This window comes from Lysinibacillus sp. ACHW1.5 (assembly GCF_022014815.1).
GTDB classification, from domain to species: domain Bacteria; phylum Bacillota; class Bacilli; order Bacillales_A; family Planococcaceae; genus Lysinibacillus; species Lysinibacillus capsici.
In genome coordinates this window covers 896,500-913,354 of record NZ_CP091777.1, presented here as the reverse complement: position 1 = coordinate 913,354, position 16,855 = coordinate 896,500, and the positions used below count along the sequence as shown (strand labels likewise).

The window sequence follows — 16,855 nt, the reverse complement described above, 5'->3', positions numbered from 1 at the left end:
GATGATAACATGTTTGCTACAATTCAAATAGTGCTCTGCGTAATTCTAATTCTCTTACTCTTGTTATTCCCACAAACTGCTCACAGTGGTACTGATTTAGGCGTAAATCTTTTCATGGAAGCACTTTTTCCGTACTTATTGCCGTATCTTGTGTTAACACAATGGCTTCTGCGTTTAACAGCCCCTATGCGTACCAAAACAAAAAGGGCTTCTTTATACGTACAAGCCTACATTATTAGTGCCCTTGGAGGCTATCCAACTGGCGCAACTACTATTGTTTATTTGAAAAATAGTGGTCAATTACACCCTAAAGAGGCAAATTTCTTGCTAGCTGTTTGTCATGCACCCAGTCCACTTTTTGTATTAGGTTTTGTAAGCCTTGATTTATTACACAGTAATACGTTTGGATGGTTGTTTTTATGTTTACTACATACGTTTAATATTTGTTGCCTAGTAACTGGCTACTTTTTCTTTCGCAAAACTGATTCACCTAATATCTCCGTACACAACACACCACTCTATAGTGCTCCATTTTCGGAAAGTATTAAAGAAACTGCCCCAACCATTCTGCTAGTTGGTACAACCATCATCTTTTTCACAACGATTCAAACCATTGTACAACAAGGCTTAGATCAGCTTATACCAAAGCTTCCCTATACGATTGAGCTTTCCATAGCAGCTGTTCTGGAGGTAACGAACGGTCTTAAAATGACAGTTACAGCATTTCCAGATCTTCCGTATATCCATTTACTTGTTGTGATTTTGTTAACGATGCAAAGTATAAGTATTCACTTACAAATTTTTGTTATCGCCAAATCTGCAAAACTTTCTGTACGACCTTATATTAAATTCCGCCTCCTTAGCATAATCATTGTACCCACTATTTATGCTCTGTTTTTTCTAAAATAACAATCGCTCTAAATATCAAAAAGAGGATGTCATCGATCTTTTGACATCCTCTGCATCCTTAATGTGTAAAACCATATTTTTCTTTTAAAGCCTTTACGACACATGTAGGGACTAGCTCGTTAACATCACTACCATATTTCGCAACCTCTTTTACTATACTAGAACTTAGGAACGAATATTGATTTTTCGTCATGATGAAAAATGTTTCGATTGTTTCATCTAGGAAACGGTTCATGGATGTAATTTGCATCTCATATTCAAAATCCGAAACTGCTCGTAAACCACGAACAATCGCCCTCGCCTTTTTTTCCTTAGCATAATCAATCAATAAGCCTGAAGAACTCTCTATACGAACATTAGGTAAGGTTTTTGTCACTTCAGCCATCAAAGCCATACGTTCTTCTACAGAAAACAAAGGATTCTTTGCTGAATTGTTTAATACTGCTACATATACGATATCAAACACATCAGCCGCACGTTTAATTATATCTAAATGGCCGAATGTTACAGGGTCAAAACTTCCAGGAACTACAGCAATTTTTTCAGACAACTTATTCTCCCTCTTCCTCTGTACAGCGATAAACAGAAATAATTGTTCCGCCATAGGTTTCTTGTCTTGTTAAAACAAACTCCCCAAAATTTTGAGGTAATCCTATCTCTTTTGCATGTTCACATAAAATAATACCATCTTGTTGTATTTTACGGTTATCGACCAAAATCTGTACGAGGTCATAATACTCCTGCTGATGGTAAGGTGGATCTAAAAAAACGAGTTTAAATGTAATATCACGCTTTAATAGCGCTTTCACAGCGCGCTTTGCATCTATACGAAAAAGCTCTGTATATTCTTCATAACGGCATTTTTTTATATTTTCTTGTAGCACCTGGAATGCTTTTGGATCTTTCTCAATAAAAATAGCACGTTCTGCTCCTCTACTTAATGATTCAATCCCCAAGCCGCCGCTTCCAGCAAACAGATCTAGCGCCAAACCTCCATCAAAAAATGGCCCAATTATATTAAAAATGGATTCCTTTACTTTGTCAGTTGTAGGCCTTGTCGTATTTCCTGCTATTGCTTTTAGCGGCATTCCTTTGCGCTCTCCTGCTACAACTCTCATATCAGCATCTCACCGTACTTTCGTCTATATAAAGTATTTTGCAGCGAAAGGTTGGCCCTCCGCTGCAAAAGTTATTGTTGCTCTTGTTTTAATATTTGAATGCGTTCTTCCTTTTTTTGTAGTTCCACTAGGAATAATCGCTGTAACCAAGCTTCTTCTACATAATAATGATCAGCTATCTTTATGATTGGTTCAGAGATTGATGAATACCTACGCTGGTTGAATACATAAAATCCAGGCTCTTTAGGGAAGCGGAATGTACGATGCTCGCTATTTACATAATAGCCATTCTTTCCTTCCTCAGCTGAGTAGCCAAGGTAAGGCAATAATGTATCTGCCGTATACAACACCTGTCCCTCATAGAGAATTACATGAACATCTTCCTTCAATGTATCATCCACATAGACATCACGTGCATCCTCAAATAAAAGTGGATAGGTTCCATTTTGCTGAGCTGCATTTAATGCAAAATAAGATGTCTTGGCATCTAATACCTGTGATAAGTACTTGTCCATTGTATCAGGTGAAATCGTTTCATCTCCAAGCTTTTTTAATGTTTCCTGCCAAGCTTGTTGTTGAGTATCCGTCATGTAATTATTTAATGTCTTGATGATTTTCTTTGTTTTTTCTCCACCAATGGGATCGCTTATTAAATAGGATGCCACAACCTCAGACAACCATTCTGGGGAATCTACAAAATTATATTGTGATTTAATTTGTGATAAAATCACTTCTTGCTCTACAGCTTGTTCAGTAAGTGTTGGTAAAAATAACAATCTTTCGTCATGAACTGCTACTGGACTTTTTTCTTGAATAATTGCAATATGCTCATCACTTAGAAGCTGTAAATTTTCTAATGACTTTAGAAAATCATGAGGGACTTTTTGCTGGGCATAAATTGATAACACAGGTGTCTGTTCTTGCGCTTTAAGCTCCCCGGCTTGCCAATATAAATCTTGAATAGTACCGTTTCCTCTAAACATTGTGTAATTGACAAGTACAAGTTGTTGTTGACCTACTAGGGGCAAACCTGTAACCCATTGTCCTTTCACCTTACTGTCTGTAGAAATTGAAACAATTGAATACGATGCTTCACCATTTATTAGTGTAGCAAAAACATTTTGAAGGAGCATCTTATTTTTTAAGCCACCCTCAATTGGAATTATGTATGATACAGATTGTGATTTTGTCTCCCCTTTTGCAAAGTAAGAAACTTCATCTGATAAACGATCACAGCTTTTTTCATTTTCAATAAAGCAACTCGCGTTTGTTGCTTTTTCAGGCCATTTAATTTTCACCTTTTGATTTGGTAGGTTTTTAAAATGTTGTCGAATATCTAAGCTATTTTCGCGATAGACAATTTCTATTTCCTGAGAATAATGAAAATCCCCTATGCCTGTTTCTAAATCAGATGAATAAGCATGGTATTGAAAAAATACCGTTCCTGTAATGATTAGTGCTAAAATAGAAAAAAAGCTTAATGCAAATTTCATGTGCTTGACCTCCCGCAGCATGATACTATGAGTAGTGGAAAGGATGTGCAATTATTATGCCACAACAATTTATAGAATTAGGTGAAGGCTATGGTGATGTTTACGAGCTACTCGAAATTATTAAAACCAACCAGGAACGTTTTCATCAAGCCTTTTTACTAACATCTACAAAAGAAGACAAGAAGGTGATTTCTTTAGCTGTCGCTCTTAAACCAGTCGGCGAAAGTAAGTTCATGCCTATTTATATTTGTCGAGAGGGCATCCCATACAATGAAGAACAGCCAACACAGCGACAAAAAATGTTTGAAGCACAAATAGAACAACTCGGTCGAAAAGCAGTAGTTGTAGAAATAAAGCACTCATCTATATTTTCGGAATCAAAACTATTTTATCAATACTTAATAGGTATATTAAGACTAAATAACTATATACCCGCATTAACATAAGTTTATAGACCTACTTTATAGTCATATTCCTTTGCTTTATCTGGTTTTGCATTTTCATATTCAGTTTTTACAAAAGGACGATAAGACGCCACAACGTCTTTCACAAATGGAAGGCGTTGTAGTTTTGTTGTCATCATGTCAATATCCTCACGATCGCAGTAAAGCACTACGTATTTTTGCCTTCTAGAAATATAAAGAACATGACCATATTTCCGAAGTGACTTCGCATGTTTTAATTGATGGACGTAAACGATTAGCCCTTGTCGTTCGTTCATAGTGGATTCCCTCATTTCTTACATAAAAGAATACCATAGACCAGAAAATGATAGCAACAGAGTTTAGCTGACAGAACGCTCAATTTTCCGTTATAATGGAAAAGCATACGACGTTGAACATCGTGAAGATGAATCAGTTGTTTTAATTAAATTCAATTGTAGCATCATTACAGGAACAGAAGAATGCTGAAAGATGATCATGCCTCAAATGAACACTTTACAAGACATTTGCACCTCCATAATGATTGTTTTTCAATATGATGGAAAAAATCGGCATAAAAAAATCATCATTCACTTATACTAGTAACTAATTTTAATAGTAGACCCTGTATTTACTACTATTGATTAAACAATGAATTCACTATTACTTTTTATATGAGATAATTGTTAAGGAGGACGAATATGGGTAAGAAAACAAAAATTGCGCTTGCAATTGCAGCAGCAAGTGCAGCAGCTTGGGCAGGCAGTAAAGCTATTTCAAAACCACAGCAACGTGAAGGTAAACAAGCATTACAATTCGAACGCCCCATAATTCTTGCACATCGTGGCGGAGCTCTTTTAGCACCAGAACATACAATGGTCGCATTTGAAAAAGCTGCACAGCTAGGTGTTGATGGCTTTGAAATCGACATTCGCCTAACGAAAGATGAGGAAATTATTGTTTTCCATGACGAGACAGTTGAACGTACAACGGATGGCTATGGGCTCGTTGCAGATATGACGTTGGCAGAAATCAATGCCTTAAATCATGGCTACCAATTTGAAGATTTAGAAGGAAATTTCCCATATCGAGAGGAAAAATTAGATGTCGTAACTTTACGTGAGTTGCTTGAAACCTATCCAAACATGTTAATCAACATTGATATCAAAGATGCTCCAGATACTTACGAAGGGAGTCTCATGCCTTCTAAACTTTGGCGCTTAATTGAAGAACTACAAGCTGAACAACGTGTTGTTGTGACAAGCTTTTATGGTGAGCAAATAGATCGTTTTAATTTATATGCTCAAAATCAAGTAGCACTTGGTGCAGGTGAATCAGATGTCAGAAAAGCATTTGCTTCCTTCTCAAGTCAGTTTGGACATTTATATCACCCTAAAGTGGATGTTTTTCAAATTCCTCCAAGGTCAGGGGTTATTGCATTAGATTCTCCTAAATTTATTCAGTTTTTAAACAACCTCAATATACCTGTCCACTATTGGACAATCAATGACATAGATACGATGAAAAAATTACTCAATAATGGGGCAAAGGGTATTATTACCGATCGTCCGGATACAGCTGTTGAGTTATTAGAAGTTCAAGAGTCTAAATAAGACAAGGTATGAAAGGGAAGCACACTGAACTGATGTGCTTCCCTTTCATGTAAATGTTAGACCCATTATTACTTCCCATTACAGTAATACTTATGTTAAATAATCTATAATTGCATCCGATACTTCTTGTAATGTGGCAGCCCCACCCAAATCAGGCGTTTTTATACCCCGCGCTAATGTTTGCTCTATAGCATTTAATATCCTTGTTCCCACATCTTGATAACCAAGGAAATCGAGCATCATCTTACCTGTCCAAATTTGTCCAATAGGATTGGCAATTCCTTGACCAGCTATATCTGGTGCAGAACCATGGACAGGCTCAAACATTGATGGATATAGCCCTTCAATGTTTAAATTTGCAGCAGGTGCAATACCTATGCTTCCCATAATGGCACCTCCTAGATCTGTCAAAATATCCCCAAATAGATTGGATGCTACAATAACATCAAAATTTTCTGGCTTCATCACTAAAAATGCCGCTAGTGCATCAATATGATTAGAGGCTTGACCTACCTCTTCATACTCTTTTCCTACTTGATTAAACACTTCATCCCAAAAAGGCATGCTATATGTAATCCCATTTGATTTGGTAGCACTTGTTACATGTCCATTACGTGTTTTGGCTAGTTCAAATGCATAGCGCATCGCGCGTTCTGTACCCTTTCTTGTAAAAACAGCATTTTGGATTGCCACCTCATCTTGACCACTATGTATCCTTCCTCCGCTTTCAGCATACTCCCCTTCAGAATTTTCCCTGACAACTATAAAATCAAAATCATTTGGTTGTCGTAAAGGTGATGGTAACCCTTGAAGTAGCTTTGCAGGTCGTACATTAATAGATTGATGTAGCTCACGTCGAATTTTAATGAGCAGGCCCCATAATGATACATGATCCGGAACCAAGTTAGGCATTCCGACTGCACCTAAAAATATTTGATCATACTGTTTTAACAGCTCAATACCATTATCAGGCATCATTTTCCCTGTCTCTAAATAGTATTCACAGCCCCATGGAAAAGTTGTCCATTCAAATTGAAAGCGTCCATCTAACAACGCTGCCTGGTCAAGAACTTTTATTGCAGCTGGCACAACCTCTTTGCCTATTCCATCTCCAGGTATTACAGCAATTCGATAAGTTTTCATTAATGTTTCCTCCTTCAATTTAATTATTAAAAAAGACTGTAAACTAACTCAGTTGTTGCCTTCGAGTTGTCTACAGTCTAGAAGAGATATGTTATATACACATCCTATTTACGCTGAGCAAGAGCATGACCCGCCCGAGCCACATCCACCTCCGCAAGATGAACCAGATGCAAAGAATGGATTACTAACAGGAACTTTTACCGCTTCAGAGACCGTTTTTCCTATTAATAGGCTAATCTCATCCAATAAATCCTGAAAATCGTTTTCAGCAATTTTCAAGGCTGAAACTTTCTCATTTAAGTCAAGTGCCCTTTTCTGTTGGCGAATCGACTTCATAATTGTATGGTAGTCCGGATGATATTTTCCGAAACGTTGTACATCTTCGTACTGCTCTTTCATGCGATTAAATGCATATATAGCCTCTACAATTTGTGCATCACTATATACAGCTTCATACGCTTGTTGTAGCGCCATCGCAGGTTCTGAGGAAAGAATCATCTCACAAAGCGCTTCCGCCTCATCCAAAATGATTACCCAGTCAGAGGTCATCATCATCTTTAATTCCCCCAATCTCTTTCCCATCATAACAGATTTTATGGTAATTTTACATTAATGATAATTTTAATGAAAGAGGTTTTCCAAATGATGACTACATCTAAGGAGCAGGTTGAACAGTTAGTGGCTGAGATTTTACAAGACAGTACCGAGGAAGATGAAGAAGTTTTATTACATCTTTTAAATGGCCTACGGGAGAAACAGCAAGGCATTCACCGTCGTTATATTAATGCTACTTTACATATGGTAGGTAAATTTGAGGCTGAGGTCAGTGAGGTCAGTATCCCTATTACACCGGTCATCCACAATACGATAAAGGTGCCGCACGGAGGTATTGTTGCAACGATTGCTGATGCCGCTATGGGAGGGCTTGCTTCGCGCTCTGTACCCGAGGGCTATAATGTAGTTACTACGAATATGAATGTATCGTATATTGCTACCACTACAAATAAAGAATTGATTGCACGTGGTCGCTTTGTTCATAAGGGACGCCAAACGCTAGTCATGGAATGTGATATTGAAGATGAGACTGGTCGCAGGCTTGCCATTGCTACAGGATCGTTCTTCGTTATTCAGCGTCGTCCGTAATTAAACTCGCAAAATAGTCTTTAATACATTGTTGATCGGAAAAAGGGAACTTTTGATTTTTAATTTGCTGTGTTTGTTCATGCCCTTTTCCGGCAACAAGGACAATGTCACCCTTTTCTGCCTTTGCTAATGCTTGATGGATAGCAAGTTTGCGATCTAAATAAATTTCATAATATTGTTGCTCTGTAAAACCAGCAATAATACTTTCATTAATCACAATAGGATCTTCATCACGTGGATTATCTGTTGTTAAATAAATAACATCAGCGTATTTACTTGCTACTGCCCCCATTGCAAAGCGTTTCGCCTTATCACGATTTCCTCCACAACTGAAGACAAGGTAAATTGTTTTAGAGCGATCAAAGGTTTGCAATACCGCTTGTAAAGCTTCTGCTGTATGGGCATAATCTACATAAACATCAATTCCTAATGGATTTTCAATTTTCTCTAGCCTGCCCTCTGGTAGCCTTAATGACCACATATGTCCAACTATATCTTCCATAGGGACACCTAAGCGCCATACAGCCATTAAGGAGGCAACAGCATTTTGCACATGGTATTTACCGACAAAAGGAATTTCTACAATATGCTCACTCGCGGAAGTCTGTAAACATAGTACGGTTTTTCCAACTGATTCACTGACGATTTGGATATGTAAATCATTGTGATTATCAAAACCAAATGAGCAAGATTTTTTCTTATCATAAATGCCAACAGAACGGCAAAAATTATCATCTCCATTTAATACTAGCTTTTTTGATAAATCCGCTAAACGTTTCTTGGCACGTTTATAAGCTTCCAACCCTCCATGATCTTCTAAATGATCTTCTGATAAATTTAAAAATACACCACAGTCAATGTCACAATGATCGAGCCTATGCTGCTGCAACCCCATTGAAGAAGCTTCTAATACAACATGGGTCACACCTTTTCGCACACATTGCTTAAGAATGGGCTGTAATTCTTTAGCTTGCAATGTTGTTAATTGCTCATAAGCCGTTTGTTGTTTCTCACCATTGATGAAAAAGCCAACCGTTCCAATAACTGCTGCATGTTTATGTAGTGCATTTAGAAGCTGACTAACAAAATGGCTCACTGTCGTCTTTCCATTTGTACCTGTAATGGCGATAACAGTTAAAGCTTCTGCTGGAAAAGCAGCAAGCTTCGCACTTGCATACGATAAAAATAATGCTGTATTTGGAACCCATACAAAAGGAATTTCTTTATCTATAATTGGCAAAGAGATACTTTCTTCTGAAACGATGGCAGCAGCTCCACGTGCCAATGCCTCTTTGACAAACCGACTTCCCGATGTTTTTTTACCTTTTCGCACAATAAATATATCACCAGGTTGTACCGCCTGCGCATAGTCCTCTACACCAGTAATTTCTGTCCGTATAGATCCTCCCGTCACGCTACATGGCCAGTCTTTTAATAACTCTGCTAATTGCAAACCTCATTCCCCCTTTCAGTTCTCTATCATATGACGGCGTTTGTAACGGTGTGACGAAAAATGTAGAAGCCTAAAAGAAGGAGAAACTCCACATAAAAAATGAAGACAAGCCCGTTTGTTGAAAGCTTGTCTTCATCTGAATATTCTTCTGTTATGGTAAGGTTTGATTTGATTTATCTGTAGATTCTTCGCTATCTTGTTTTTCATTTTTCGTCTCTTCATTATCTTGCTCTTCTCTACCCACTCCTTGTGTAGTAGGTTCAAGATATATTTGCGTATAATAATCTACAAAGGCGCCAGAACCAACGCGGGTATATCGATCATTCAAAAGAACTTTTCTGTGTTCAGGAGAATTTGTCCAGCCATGCATGGCTTCAATCGCATCAAAATAGGCAGTTGCCAGGTTTTCGTTCGCTTCACTATACTCGATTTTTTGCGTCTGTAATCGTTTTTTTAGATCGCCATAGGTTGGAGATTCATGCGCTAAAAAATTTTGCACCTTCATGTCCTCACTATGCATTCTTGCTGCTTCCTCCAATGATTCATCCATTTCTAAAGGAAGTAAATCATGATGGACTCTTGTTACATTTAGCAAATCATCTAATTGTTTAGCGCTAGCCACATCAATTTCTTGCTGTAAGAAAGAGGAAGGAGGAGTACGTCTAACAAGCTCCCCTTGATAGCTCATTTCATATGGCTGATGAAGGACAAGTGTTTCACTATCTGTATATCGTATCCCCTGCAACTCACTTGTTTCCCGATCTATGTAAAGCTGTGCGTAAAGACCATCAAATTTGATAAGTAGCCTTGTTTGCATATCTTCTTCACTCATGGAGAAAATGAAAATATTTTCGCCTACAGTGGCGGCTACCTCATAATCAATGATTGTCATTCTGTATATTTCATCACGTTTTTGGCCCACTTTAAAAGGAAATGCATCAATTTCTTGTCCTGCTATGTAAATTTGTGTCACAATATTATTATCAATACCAATCATAAAAAAAGTTGAAACATCTTCATTATAGACCCACCATTGATAACCAAATGAAGACGGCTCCTTTCTTGCAGGCTCCCCATATCGTTCTAAAACAGCTTGTGTGCCTTTTCCTATCAATGTGGATATACCCGTTTGTGGACGTGTCATTGCTCCTATTGCAGATTCCTGCTTTAGCTGTGTTTGAGGTATGATATTCGAATTGGTATTTGGGCCTTCTAGTGGCTCATTTTCCTTAGGGGTATTAAAAAACATAAAGCCAATTAATGCAACTGCACCACAAACCATTAAAATGCGGAATAAAGCTTTCATAGAGGACTCCTTTTCATCACCATTATTGTAAGTTATTATATCAATTGTAATTGGGTTGACACAATGTTGTCATTGCAACAATGTCGAATATGCTCTATTATAAAAATGAGCGTATACTTTGTACGAGAACCTAAAGGAGGACTATACATGTATTTTGAAAATACTAACCTTGAAAATTTAACAGCTGATCAAGAGCTACTTGTCAGCATTATGAAAAAGCATGGTTTAGAATGTGATGGCGGCTGGGATTACGAGCGTATGACATTCGATAAACGATTCGATACTCGTGAAGGTCGTTATTACCTACGCGTATTCGCATATGCTATTTCTGGTGACGTAGGTGCACACGATGCCATCCTTACATTAATGAAACCAGTCCTTGGTAAATACTATTATCCACATGGTGTTGAATATGGCGATGACGAGGTTTATCCAGCACACCTTGTAAAAAAATGTGAAGAAATCTTAAAAAAGGTTAAATTAGAGTTAGATCAATTCTCAATCGAGCCTACAAATAAAAATAACTTTGAACCTGTTAACGCACGCTAATCTTTCGTACATTGAAGTGACTGCAAGAAAGCGTAAATAGCTTCATGGTTGTAAAAAGACTGGTGGTCCAGTCTTTTTTATTTTGAGTAAAAAATATTTTTTTTCTCATACTACCTATATCTATTACAAGATGTAGGTGAGAAAAATGTTATCATTTTTTAATCGTCCTTTTTTTCGTCATCCCATTATTGTTATCGCAATGGGTATACTGATCCTTTGGTCCATCTCCATATCATTACCAATTTTACTTGCCTACTTAACCGCGTTATTGTTAGAACCAATCATCGTTCGAATGAGTAAACGGTTTAGAAAAAAACGAAAAATCGTTGTCTTCTTCTTTTTTTTGTTTTTTCTAAGTATATCTTTATTATTATGTACACTTATCCTCTATATAAGCTGGAAACAATTTTCATCCTTTATTATTGATATACCTGATTATCTCAATCAATTGTCCGCACTATGGATTCAAATGCAATCTAAGCTCAGCAATTACACCTATCATTTACCTGTAGAGCTAGTTTCACAAATTCAATTTATGATTGCAAAAGCATTAGCATCCATCGAAAAATTTTCTTTATCCTTAACGAACGTCAATGTTTGGTCAACTTTACTGACATATATTCCCACACGTCTTTTTGATATATTTGTCTATTGGATTGTGTTGTATATGTTGCTTTTAGAATTACCAACAATTAATCGTAAATTATTATCGCCCGTTCCTTTTCACTACCATCAAAAAATTATCTTTATTGGCCAACGTGTTAAGCTAGCCTTATTTGGATTTCTGAAAGCTCAATTACTTGTAGGGATAGGGATCTTTGCTATATCATTCGCTGCATTTTATTTTTTAAAAACACCATTTCCTATACTGTTAGCACTTTTACTTGTTGTTTTAGACTTTATCCCTTTTCTTGATTCATTTATTTTATTAGTCCCATGGGCAGTCTATCAGGTCTTTGCTGGCGATTATTTATATGCAGCTGTCTTAATTTTACTAACCATTGGACAATTTCTAGTCCGACGAATGATTGAGCCAAAAATTATTGGCGATAAAATTGGACTTTCTTCCTTGAATACCTTTATTGCCATGTTTATTGGTTTTAAAATCTTTGGATTTATTGGAATATTAATTGGTCCATTACTGGTTGTCGTAGTGCTTTCACTATTCCAACCAACGATAAAAAATCTCCCTCCTGCACAGAAATAAGGAGGGAGATTTTTTTAAAATCCTAAAATGGCTTTAATTACTGATGTTGTTTCACCAGGCTCAAATAAAATATACAATAATAAATAAACTAATACACCTGTTATGGCAACAAAGAACCAAATAATACTTGTAATTGGCCCAATTCGTCTGTGTAATTTTATGTTCATTTTCAAACCTGAAATAATACTAACGATACCAAACACAGCTCCAGATGTCGCTAAAATAATATGGAAAATCAAGAAGAACGTATAATATGGTTTTAAATCTTCTCCACCGCCAAAAGCTGTATTTCCAATAAAGATTGTACGGGACGCATAGATGATAAAGAAAATAAGTGCCGCAACACCTGCAGCAAGCATCACTTTCTTATGTCCCTCTACATTTCTTTTTATAATTAAGCCCCACCCTATCGCTACTAGTACAGCACTAATAACGATAAACGATGTACTAATAGTAGGCAAAATTTGCAATTCCATTGTCAAAACCCCTTACACAAAGTAAATTTCTATTCTTCAATTAATGTTGCTGTTGACTTTCCCACTTCTTTTGGTGGGCAGCTAAAGCGTCAGCAGTGATTTTATCTGGATCTTTTTGCTCGGATCGATACCATCTTGTGAAGATTGTACCAATTAGTACACCAAAAATAAGCTCTTGTAGGATTTTCATTAATACGCCACCTAATTGCTGATCTGCAACTGGTTTCATGTCTGTAAATAGCTCTGGTCCAGATAAAGATAATCCTGACAATGTAGAGGCTGGTACACAAAGCTCCATTGCCTTTAACCATGCATCACCGTTTGTGTATGTCTCATACATTGCATTTGGGGCAAAGATGATTAATCCACAAGCAGGTGTAATTAAAACGGCATTAGCAATAATATACGCCAATTTATGCAAAGGCTTCATTTGATTACTATTTGGCATATTTTGAATTAAAGGCCAGTACATAAACACCGCAGATAGAAATAATACAAATGTATAGGTTCCATGTAATGTTTCGTTTAATTTAATGTAATCCAATATGGACGGTAAATGGTAGAAAGAAAATAGACCGATAAATACAAAGACAGCAACAACTGGTAATGTTAGCACTTTAAACAATGTTCTAACTACTGGTGCTTCAATAGCCACCTTCCAAACCCACCAAGGAATCCCTTTAATTAAGAAAATAGGGACTAGCAATAACAGAATAGCCATTTGCACCATGTGCATGGTAAACATAATATGAGCCATTAAATCGATAGGAGATCCTTTGATAATATAGATGGTAATCATAGCTAAAACAAAGTAAATAGCTTCGCCTTTTTTCAAAGGTTCACTTACTTTAAAATCTTTACGCCACTTTGTTGTGACTAAAAAATAGATGATTGTTATAAAAACAAGAACCCCTATTAAATACGGGCTCCACAATGCTTGGAAACCAAATATACTAAGTGGCATATAGAACGCACTCCTTTAAACTTCAGTACTCCTATTATAAAACGCTTACAGCTATACTGCAATGAACGAAAGGTGAACAAATGTTAAGTTTAACAGTGTTTGCCTCTTTCGATACCTACATAACCTCAAAACATAGGAAAAGCACGTTCGTACAAAATAACGAACGTGCTTTTTTTGGTGATTACCACCAAATGATTGTTAAAAATGCTAAGAAGAATGTAAATGCGATTAAAATTCCCATCCACATGAAGAAACCAATAACGCCACCAAAGTGAGTTTTTTTATCTTCTAAGTGCATGAAAGAATAAAGTTGAAGTACAACTTGAACGCCAGCCAATAATAATACGAATGGCATAATTAAGTATTTAGAAAAATCAGCTGCAACTACTGCGAAGGCGATAAAAGTGAAGAAAATCATAATCGCAAAGTTGATTACTTGTTTACGCATATGAACGGCATTATGATGACGATCATACTCATACTGTGCCTGTGACTTAGCAACTATAGGTGTATCGTGTGAAGACATTATCCGATCACTCCCATCAAGTATACTACTGTAAAGATAAATACCCAAACTACGTCGATAAAGTGCCAATATAAAGCAGCAACGAAGAATTTAGGTGCATTGTACAGGTTTAATCCACGTTTAGCATTACGGATCATTAAAGTACCAATCCATACAAGACCTAAAGTTACGTGGAAACCGTGTGTCCCAACTAAAGAGTAAAACGCTGTTGCGAATGCAGATTGATTAAATGTAAAACCAAGGTGCACATAGTGGTTGAACTCATAGATTTCAAGTGCTAAGAATCCAAGACCTAAAGCTAATGTAATCGCTAACCAAGTTTGCATACCTTTAAAGTTAAAGTTACGCATATGGTAAATTGCATAAACAGATGTTAGTGATGATGTTAATAATAACATCGTCATAGCAAATGCTAATGGTAATTCAAATAAACCTTGAGTTGTGAACTCCATGCCAGCTGGCCCTTTGTTCTTAAGCGCTAAATAAGTAGCGAATAAACTTGCGAAAAGTACAACTTCACAGGCAAGGAAAATCCAGAAACCAACGACTTTATTTTTACCTTCCATCGTAGCTTGTTCAGGATGATCTGGCCAAGTATGAGGAGTAAATTTAGTATTGAAATCCATTATTTATTTCCTCCTTTGCCGTAAAGATGTTCTTCAATTTCAAGAATTTCTTCTTTGTGTAAATGGAAGCCATGATCGTCTTTAACAGAACGAGCAATCATCGCACCAAATGTAATCGCTAAACCAATGATTAATACATAGATTGACCATGGTTTATCTGCATCTGGATTGTAAAGTGCACCGAATGCTGCAATAAACATACCTAATGAAATAACGAATGGAATCGCTGAGTTATTTGGCATATGGATATCACCTAGTGGCTCAGCAAATGTAACTTCTTTATTACCTTCTTGTTTTTCAATCCACCATGGATCTAAACCACGAACAAGTGGTGTTTGACGGAAATTGTAGAATGGAATTGGTTGTGGAATTGACCATTCTAAAGTACGTCCATCACCCCATGGGTCGCGACCTGCTGGTTTGCCCTTAATAGACATTAAGCAGTTGATTACCATTAAGATAACCCCTACACCCATCATTAATGCACCGATTGTAGAGATATAGTTGAATTGATCCCAACCTTGACCATCCATGTAAGTGAATACACGACGTGGCATACCCATCAAACCTAAGAAATGTTGAAGGAAGAATGTTAAATGGAATCCGATAAAGAATACCCAGAAAGTAATCTTACCAAGCGTTTCGTTTAACATACGGTTGAAGAAAATTGGCCAGTAGAAGTGCGCTGAACCGAATAATGCTGTAACGATACCACCAACGATTACGTAGTGGAAGTGAGCAACGATAAAGTAAGAATCATGTAATTGGTAGTCAAGAGGTGCAGATGCTTGCATTACCCCTGTAACACCACCCGCAACGAATGACGGGATGAAACCAAGTGCATAAAGCATTGGTGTCGTAACTTTAATTGATCCACCCCAAATAGTTAGGATCCAGTTGAATACTTTCATACCTGTTGGAACCGCAATTGCCATTGTTGCAACAGCGAAGATTGCGTTTGCTGTTGGCCCAAGACCAACTGTAAACATATGGTGAGCCCAAACCATGAACCCTAAGAAACCAATTAAAATTGTAGCGAATACCATTGAAGAGTATCCAAATAGACGCTTACGAGAGAACGCTGGAATAATCTCAGAGAATAAACCGAATGCCGGTAATACTAAGATATAAACCTCTGGGTGTCCGAAGATCCAGAATAAGTGCTCCCAAATTACTGTGTTACCACCCATTGTATGGTCAAAGAAGTTACCACCGAACATACGGTCAAATAACATCATTAATAAACCAATTGTTAATGGAGGGAATGCGAATAAAATTAATGCACTTGATACAAGAGCAGTCCAAGTGAATAATGGCATACGCATAAATGTCATACCTGGAGCACGCATTGTAATAATCGTAACGATAAAGTTAAGACCTGAAATTAAAGTACCTGCCCCCGAAATTTGTAAACCAAGAACATAGAAATCAATACCATGTCCTGGAGAGTATAAAGATAATGATGCATAAGAAGTCCAGCCCGCATCAGGAGCGCCACCCATAAAGAATGACAGGTGAAGGAATACTGCACCTAGGAAGAATAACCAGAACCCTAATGAGTTAAGGAACGGGAATGCAACGTCACGCGCACCAATTTGTAATGGTACAAGCATGTTCATAAATGCGAATAGTAGTGGCGTAGCAGCTAGGAATAACATTGTTGTTCCGTGCATCGTTAATAATTCATTGAAAAAACCAGCTGATATGAAATCATTATTTGGTTTCATTAATTGAATACGCATTAATAATGCTTCAAAACCAGCGATAGCGAAGAACAATGTACCGGCTAATAAATACATCACTGCTAACTTTTTATGGTCAACAGTAGTGATGTAATCCCAGACAGCTGCTCCAAAGCCCTTTTTCTGTGTGTATGAGCTCACAACTTTTACCTCCCTCAAAATTTG

General features: G+C 37.1%; 19 protein-coding genes. 6 read left to right on the top strand and 13 right to left on the bottom strand.

All coding sequences use genetic code 11. The annotated features are described in order from the left end of the window. Positions 1-9 precede the first annotated feature (9 nt). Positions 10-909, top strand: coding sequence for a hypothetical protein (locus L6W14_RS04200; RefSeq protein ID WP_227744967.1), 900 nt, complete (start codon positions 10-12; stop codon positions 907-909). 58 nt (positions 910-967) lie between these two features. Here the strand turns inward: L6W14_RS04200 and coaD are convergent, their stop codons facing one another. From coaD to L6W14_RS04185, 3 genes are all read right to left on the bottom strand, one after another. After that, on the bottom strand, positions 968-1,459 hold the full coding sequence (gene coaD, locus L6W14_RS04195) for a pantetheine-phosphate adenylyltransferase (RefSeq protein WP_237899535.1): 492 nt from the start codon (positions 1,457-1,459) through the stop codon (positions 968-970). Between the two features lies 1 nt (position 1,460). Then, complete coding sequence (gene rsmD, locus L6W14_RS04190; RefSeq protein ID WP_048394681.1) at positions 1,461-2,027, bottom strand: 16S rRNA (guanine(966)-N(2))-methyltransferase RsmD; 567 nt, start codon at positions 2,025-2,027, stop codon at positions 1,461-1,463. 71 nt (positions 2,028-2,098) lie between these two features. Beyond that, positions 2,099-3,520 (bottom strand): RNA polymerase II, encoded by a 1,422-nt coding sequence (locus L6W14_RS04185; RefSeq protein WP_131521637.1) that lies wholly within the window; start codon positions 3,518-3,520, stop codon positions 2,099-2,101. A 56-nt stretch (positions 3,521-3,576) separates the two neighbouring features. Here L6W14_RS04185 and L6W14_RS04180 point away from each other — a divergent pair, with 56 nt between their 5' ends. Then, positions 3,577-3,966: a DUF7147 family protein gene (locus tag L6W14_RS04180; RefSeq protein WP_036077099.1), complete on the top strand. Its 390-nt coding sequence runs from the start codon at positions 3,577-3,579 to the stop codon at positions 3,964-3,966. Between the two features lie 2 nt (positions 3,967-3,968). Here L6W14_RS04180 and L6W14_RS04175 read toward each other — a convergent pair whose 3' ends face one another. After that, on the bottom strand, positions 3,969-4,241 hold the full coding sequence (locus L6W14_RS04175) for a YlbG family protein (protein WP_004224806.1): 273 nt from the start codon (positions 4,239-4,241) through the stop codon (positions 3,969-3,971). Between the two features lie 402 nt (positions 4,242-4,643). Here L6W14_RS04175 and L6W14_RS04170 point away from each other — a divergent pair, with 402 nt between their 5' ends. Beyond that, positions 4,644-5,555, top strand: coding sequence for a glycerophosphodiester phosphodiesterase family protein (locus L6W14_RS04170; RefSeq protein ID WP_131521638.1), 912 nt, complete (start codon positions 4,644-4,646; stop codon positions 5,553-5,555). A gap of 90 nt (positions 5,556-5,645) precedes the next feature. Here L6W14_RS04170 and L6W14_RS04165 read toward each other — a convergent pair whose 3' ends face one another. Beyond that, positions 5,646-6,698 (bottom strand): tartrate dehydrogenase, encoded by a 1,053-nt coding sequence (locus L6W14_RS04165; RefSeq protein ID WP_237899528.1) that lies wholly within the window; start codon positions 6,696-6,698, stop codon positions 5,646-5,648. 108 nt (positions 6,699-6,806) lie between these two features. Next, entirely contained in the window at positions 6,807-7,253 is a 447-nt protein-coding gene (locus L6W14_RS04160) for a YlbF/YmcA family competence regulator (protein WP_004224800.1), read from the bottom strand. A gap of 87 nt (positions 7,254-7,340) precedes the next feature. Here L6W14_RS04160 and L6W14_RS04155 point away from each other — a divergent pair, with 87 nt between their 5' ends. Continuing rightward, positions 7,341-7,841, top strand: a complete 501-nt coding sequence (locus L6W14_RS04155) for a PaaI family thioesterase (protein WP_237899526.1) — start codon at positions 7,341-7,343, stop codon at positions 7,839-7,841. On the opposite strand, the gene L6W14_RS04150 is transcribed toward L6W14_RS04155, so the two are convergent. Together L6W14_RS04150 and L6W14_RS04145 are read right to left on the bottom strand one after the other, a co-directional pair. Then, positions 7,822-9,294: a UDP-N-acetylmuramoyl-L-alanyl-D-glutamate--2,6-diaminopimelate ligase gene (locus L6W14_RS04150; RefSeq protein ID WP_131521641.1), complete on the bottom strand. Its 1,473-nt coding sequence runs from the start codon at positions 9,292-9,294 to the stop codon at positions 7,822-7,824. The genes L6W14_RS04155 and L6W14_RS04150 overlap by 20 nt on opposite strands. A 151-nt stretch (positions 9,295-9,445) precedes the next feature. Further along, positions 9,446-10,600 carry a CAP domain-containing protein gene (locus L6W14_RS04145; protein WP_237899524.1) on the bottom strand — a complete coding sequence of 385 codons (1,155 nt, stop codon included), beginning with the start codon at positions 10,598-10,600 and terminating at the stop codon, positions 9,446-9,448. 147 nt (positions 10,601-10,747) lie between these two features. Here L6W14_RS04145 and L6W14_RS04140 point away from each other — a divergent pair, with 147 nt between their 5' ends. Together L6W14_RS04140 and ytvI are read left to right on the top strand one after the other, a co-directional pair. Next, the gene (locus tag L6W14_RS04140; RefSeq protein ID WP_004224795.1) at positions 10,748-11,149 is read left to right on the top strand and encodes a YugN family protein; all 402 of its coding nucleotides are present in this window, start codon (positions 10,748-10,750) and stop codon (positions 11,147-11,149) included. Between the two features lie 145 nt (positions 11,150-11,294). Next, a complete protein-coding gene (gene ytvI, locus L6W14_RS04135; protein WP_131521643.1) occupies positions 11,295-12,356 on the top strand; it encodes a sporulation integral membrane protein YtvI in 1,062 nt (353 codons plus the stop codon). Positions 12,357-12,370: 14 nt separating this feature from the next. Here ytvI and L6W14_RS04130 read toward each other — a convergent pair whose 3' ends face one another. The 5 genes from L6W14_RS04130 to ctaD form a co-directional block, all read right to left on the bottom strand. Further along, complete coding sequence (locus tag L6W14_RS04130; protein ID WP_016992774.1) at positions 12,371-12,832, bottom strand: DUF420 domain-containing protein; 462 nt, start codon at positions 12,830-12,832, stop codon at positions 12,371-12,373. Between the two features lie 40 nt (positions 12,833-12,872). Beyond that, positions 12,873-13,796: a cytochrome c oxidase assembly factor CtaG gene (gene ctaG / locus L6W14_RS04125; protein WP_131521644.1), complete on the bottom strand. Its 924-nt coding sequence runs from the start codon at positions 13,794-13,796 to the stop codon at positions 12,873-12,875. 181 nt (positions 13,797-13,977) lie between these two features. Beyond that, positions 13,978-14,322, bottom strand: a complete 345-nt coding sequence (locus tag L6W14_RS04120) for a cytochrome C oxidase subunit IV family protein (RefSeq protein WP_004224789.1) — start codon at positions 14,320-14,322, stop codon at positions 13,978-13,980. After that, entirely contained in the window at positions 14,322-14,948 is a 627-nt protein-coding gene (locus L6W14_RS04115) for a cytochrome c oxidase subunit 3 (RefSeq protein ID WP_004224788.1), read from the bottom strand. Before L6W14_RS04115 ends, L6W14_RS04120 begins: the two co-directional genes overlap by 1 nt. Continuing rightward, entirely contained in the window at positions 14,948-16,831 is a 1,884-nt protein-coding gene (gene ctaD, locus L6W14_RS04110) for a cytochrome c oxidase subunit I (RefSeq protein ID WP_131521645.1), read from the bottom strand. The genes L6W14_RS04115 and ctaD overlap by 1 nt, the downstream gene beginning before the upstream one ends. Positions 16,832-16,855: the final 24 nt, after the last annotated feature.

Coding starts and splice junctions, on each gene's coding strand:
- L6W14_RS04165 (WP_237899528.1), bottom strand. CDS start 6,698: ATGAAAACTTATCGAATTGCTGTAATACCTGGAGATGGAATAGGCAAA.
- rsmD (WP_048394681.1), bottom strand. CDS start 2,027: ATGAGAGTTGTAGCAGGAGAGCGCAAAGGAATGCCGCTAAAAGCAATA.
- L6W14_RS04140 (WP_004224795.1), top strand. CDS start 10,748: ATGTATTTTGAAAATACTAACCTTGAAAATTTAACAGCTGATCAAGAG.
- L6W14_RS04160 (WP_004224800.1), bottom strand. CDS start 7,253: ATGATGATGACCTCTGACTGGGTAATCATTTTGGATGAGGCGGAAGCG.
- L6W14_RS04145 (WP_237899524.1), bottom strand. CDS start 10,600: ATGAAAGCTTTATTCCGCATTTTAATGGTTTGTGGTGCAGTTGCATTA.
- L6W14_RS04115 (WP_004224788.1), bottom strand. CDS start 14,948: ATGGATTTCAATACTAAATTTACTCCTCATACTTGGCCAGATCATCCT.
- L6W14_RS04170 (WP_131521638.1), top strand. CDS start 4,644: ATGGGTAAGAAAACAAAAATTGCGCTTGCAATTGCAGCAGCAAGTGCA.
- L6W14_RS04175 (WP_004224806.1), bottom strand. CDS start 4,241: ATGAACGAACGACAAGGGCTAATCGTTTACGTCCATCAATTAAAACAT.
- L6W14_RS04180 (WP_036077099.1), top strand. CDS start 3,577: ATGCCACAACAATTTATAGAATTAGGTGAAGGCTATGGTGATGTTTAC.
- L6W14_RS04155 (WP_237899526.1), top strand. CDS start 7,341: ATGATGACTACATCTAAGGAGCAGGTTGAACAGTTAGTGGCTGAGATT.
- L6W14_RS04130 (WP_016992774.1), bottom strand. CDS start 12,832: ATGGAATTGCAAATTTTGCCTACTATTAGTACATCGTTTATCGTTATT.
- ctaG (WP_131521644.1), bottom strand. CDS start 13,796: ATGCCACTTAGTATATTTGGTTTCCAAGCATTGTGGAGCCCGTATTTA.
- L6W14_RS04200 (WP_227744967.1), top strand. CDS start 10: ATGTTTGCTACAATTCAAATAGTGCTCTGCGTAATTCTAATTCTCTTA.
- L6W14_RS04185 (WP_131521637.1), bottom strand. CDS start 3,520: ATGAAATTTGCATTAAGCTTTTTTTCTATTTTAGCACTAATCATTACA.
- ytvI (WP_131521643.1), top strand. CDS start 11,295: ATGTTATCATTTTTTAATCGTCCTTTTTTTCGTCATCCCATTATTGTT.
- L6W14_RS04120 (WP_004224789.1), bottom strand. CDS start 14,322: ATGTCTTCACACGATACACCTATAGTTGCTAAGTCACAGGCACAGTAT.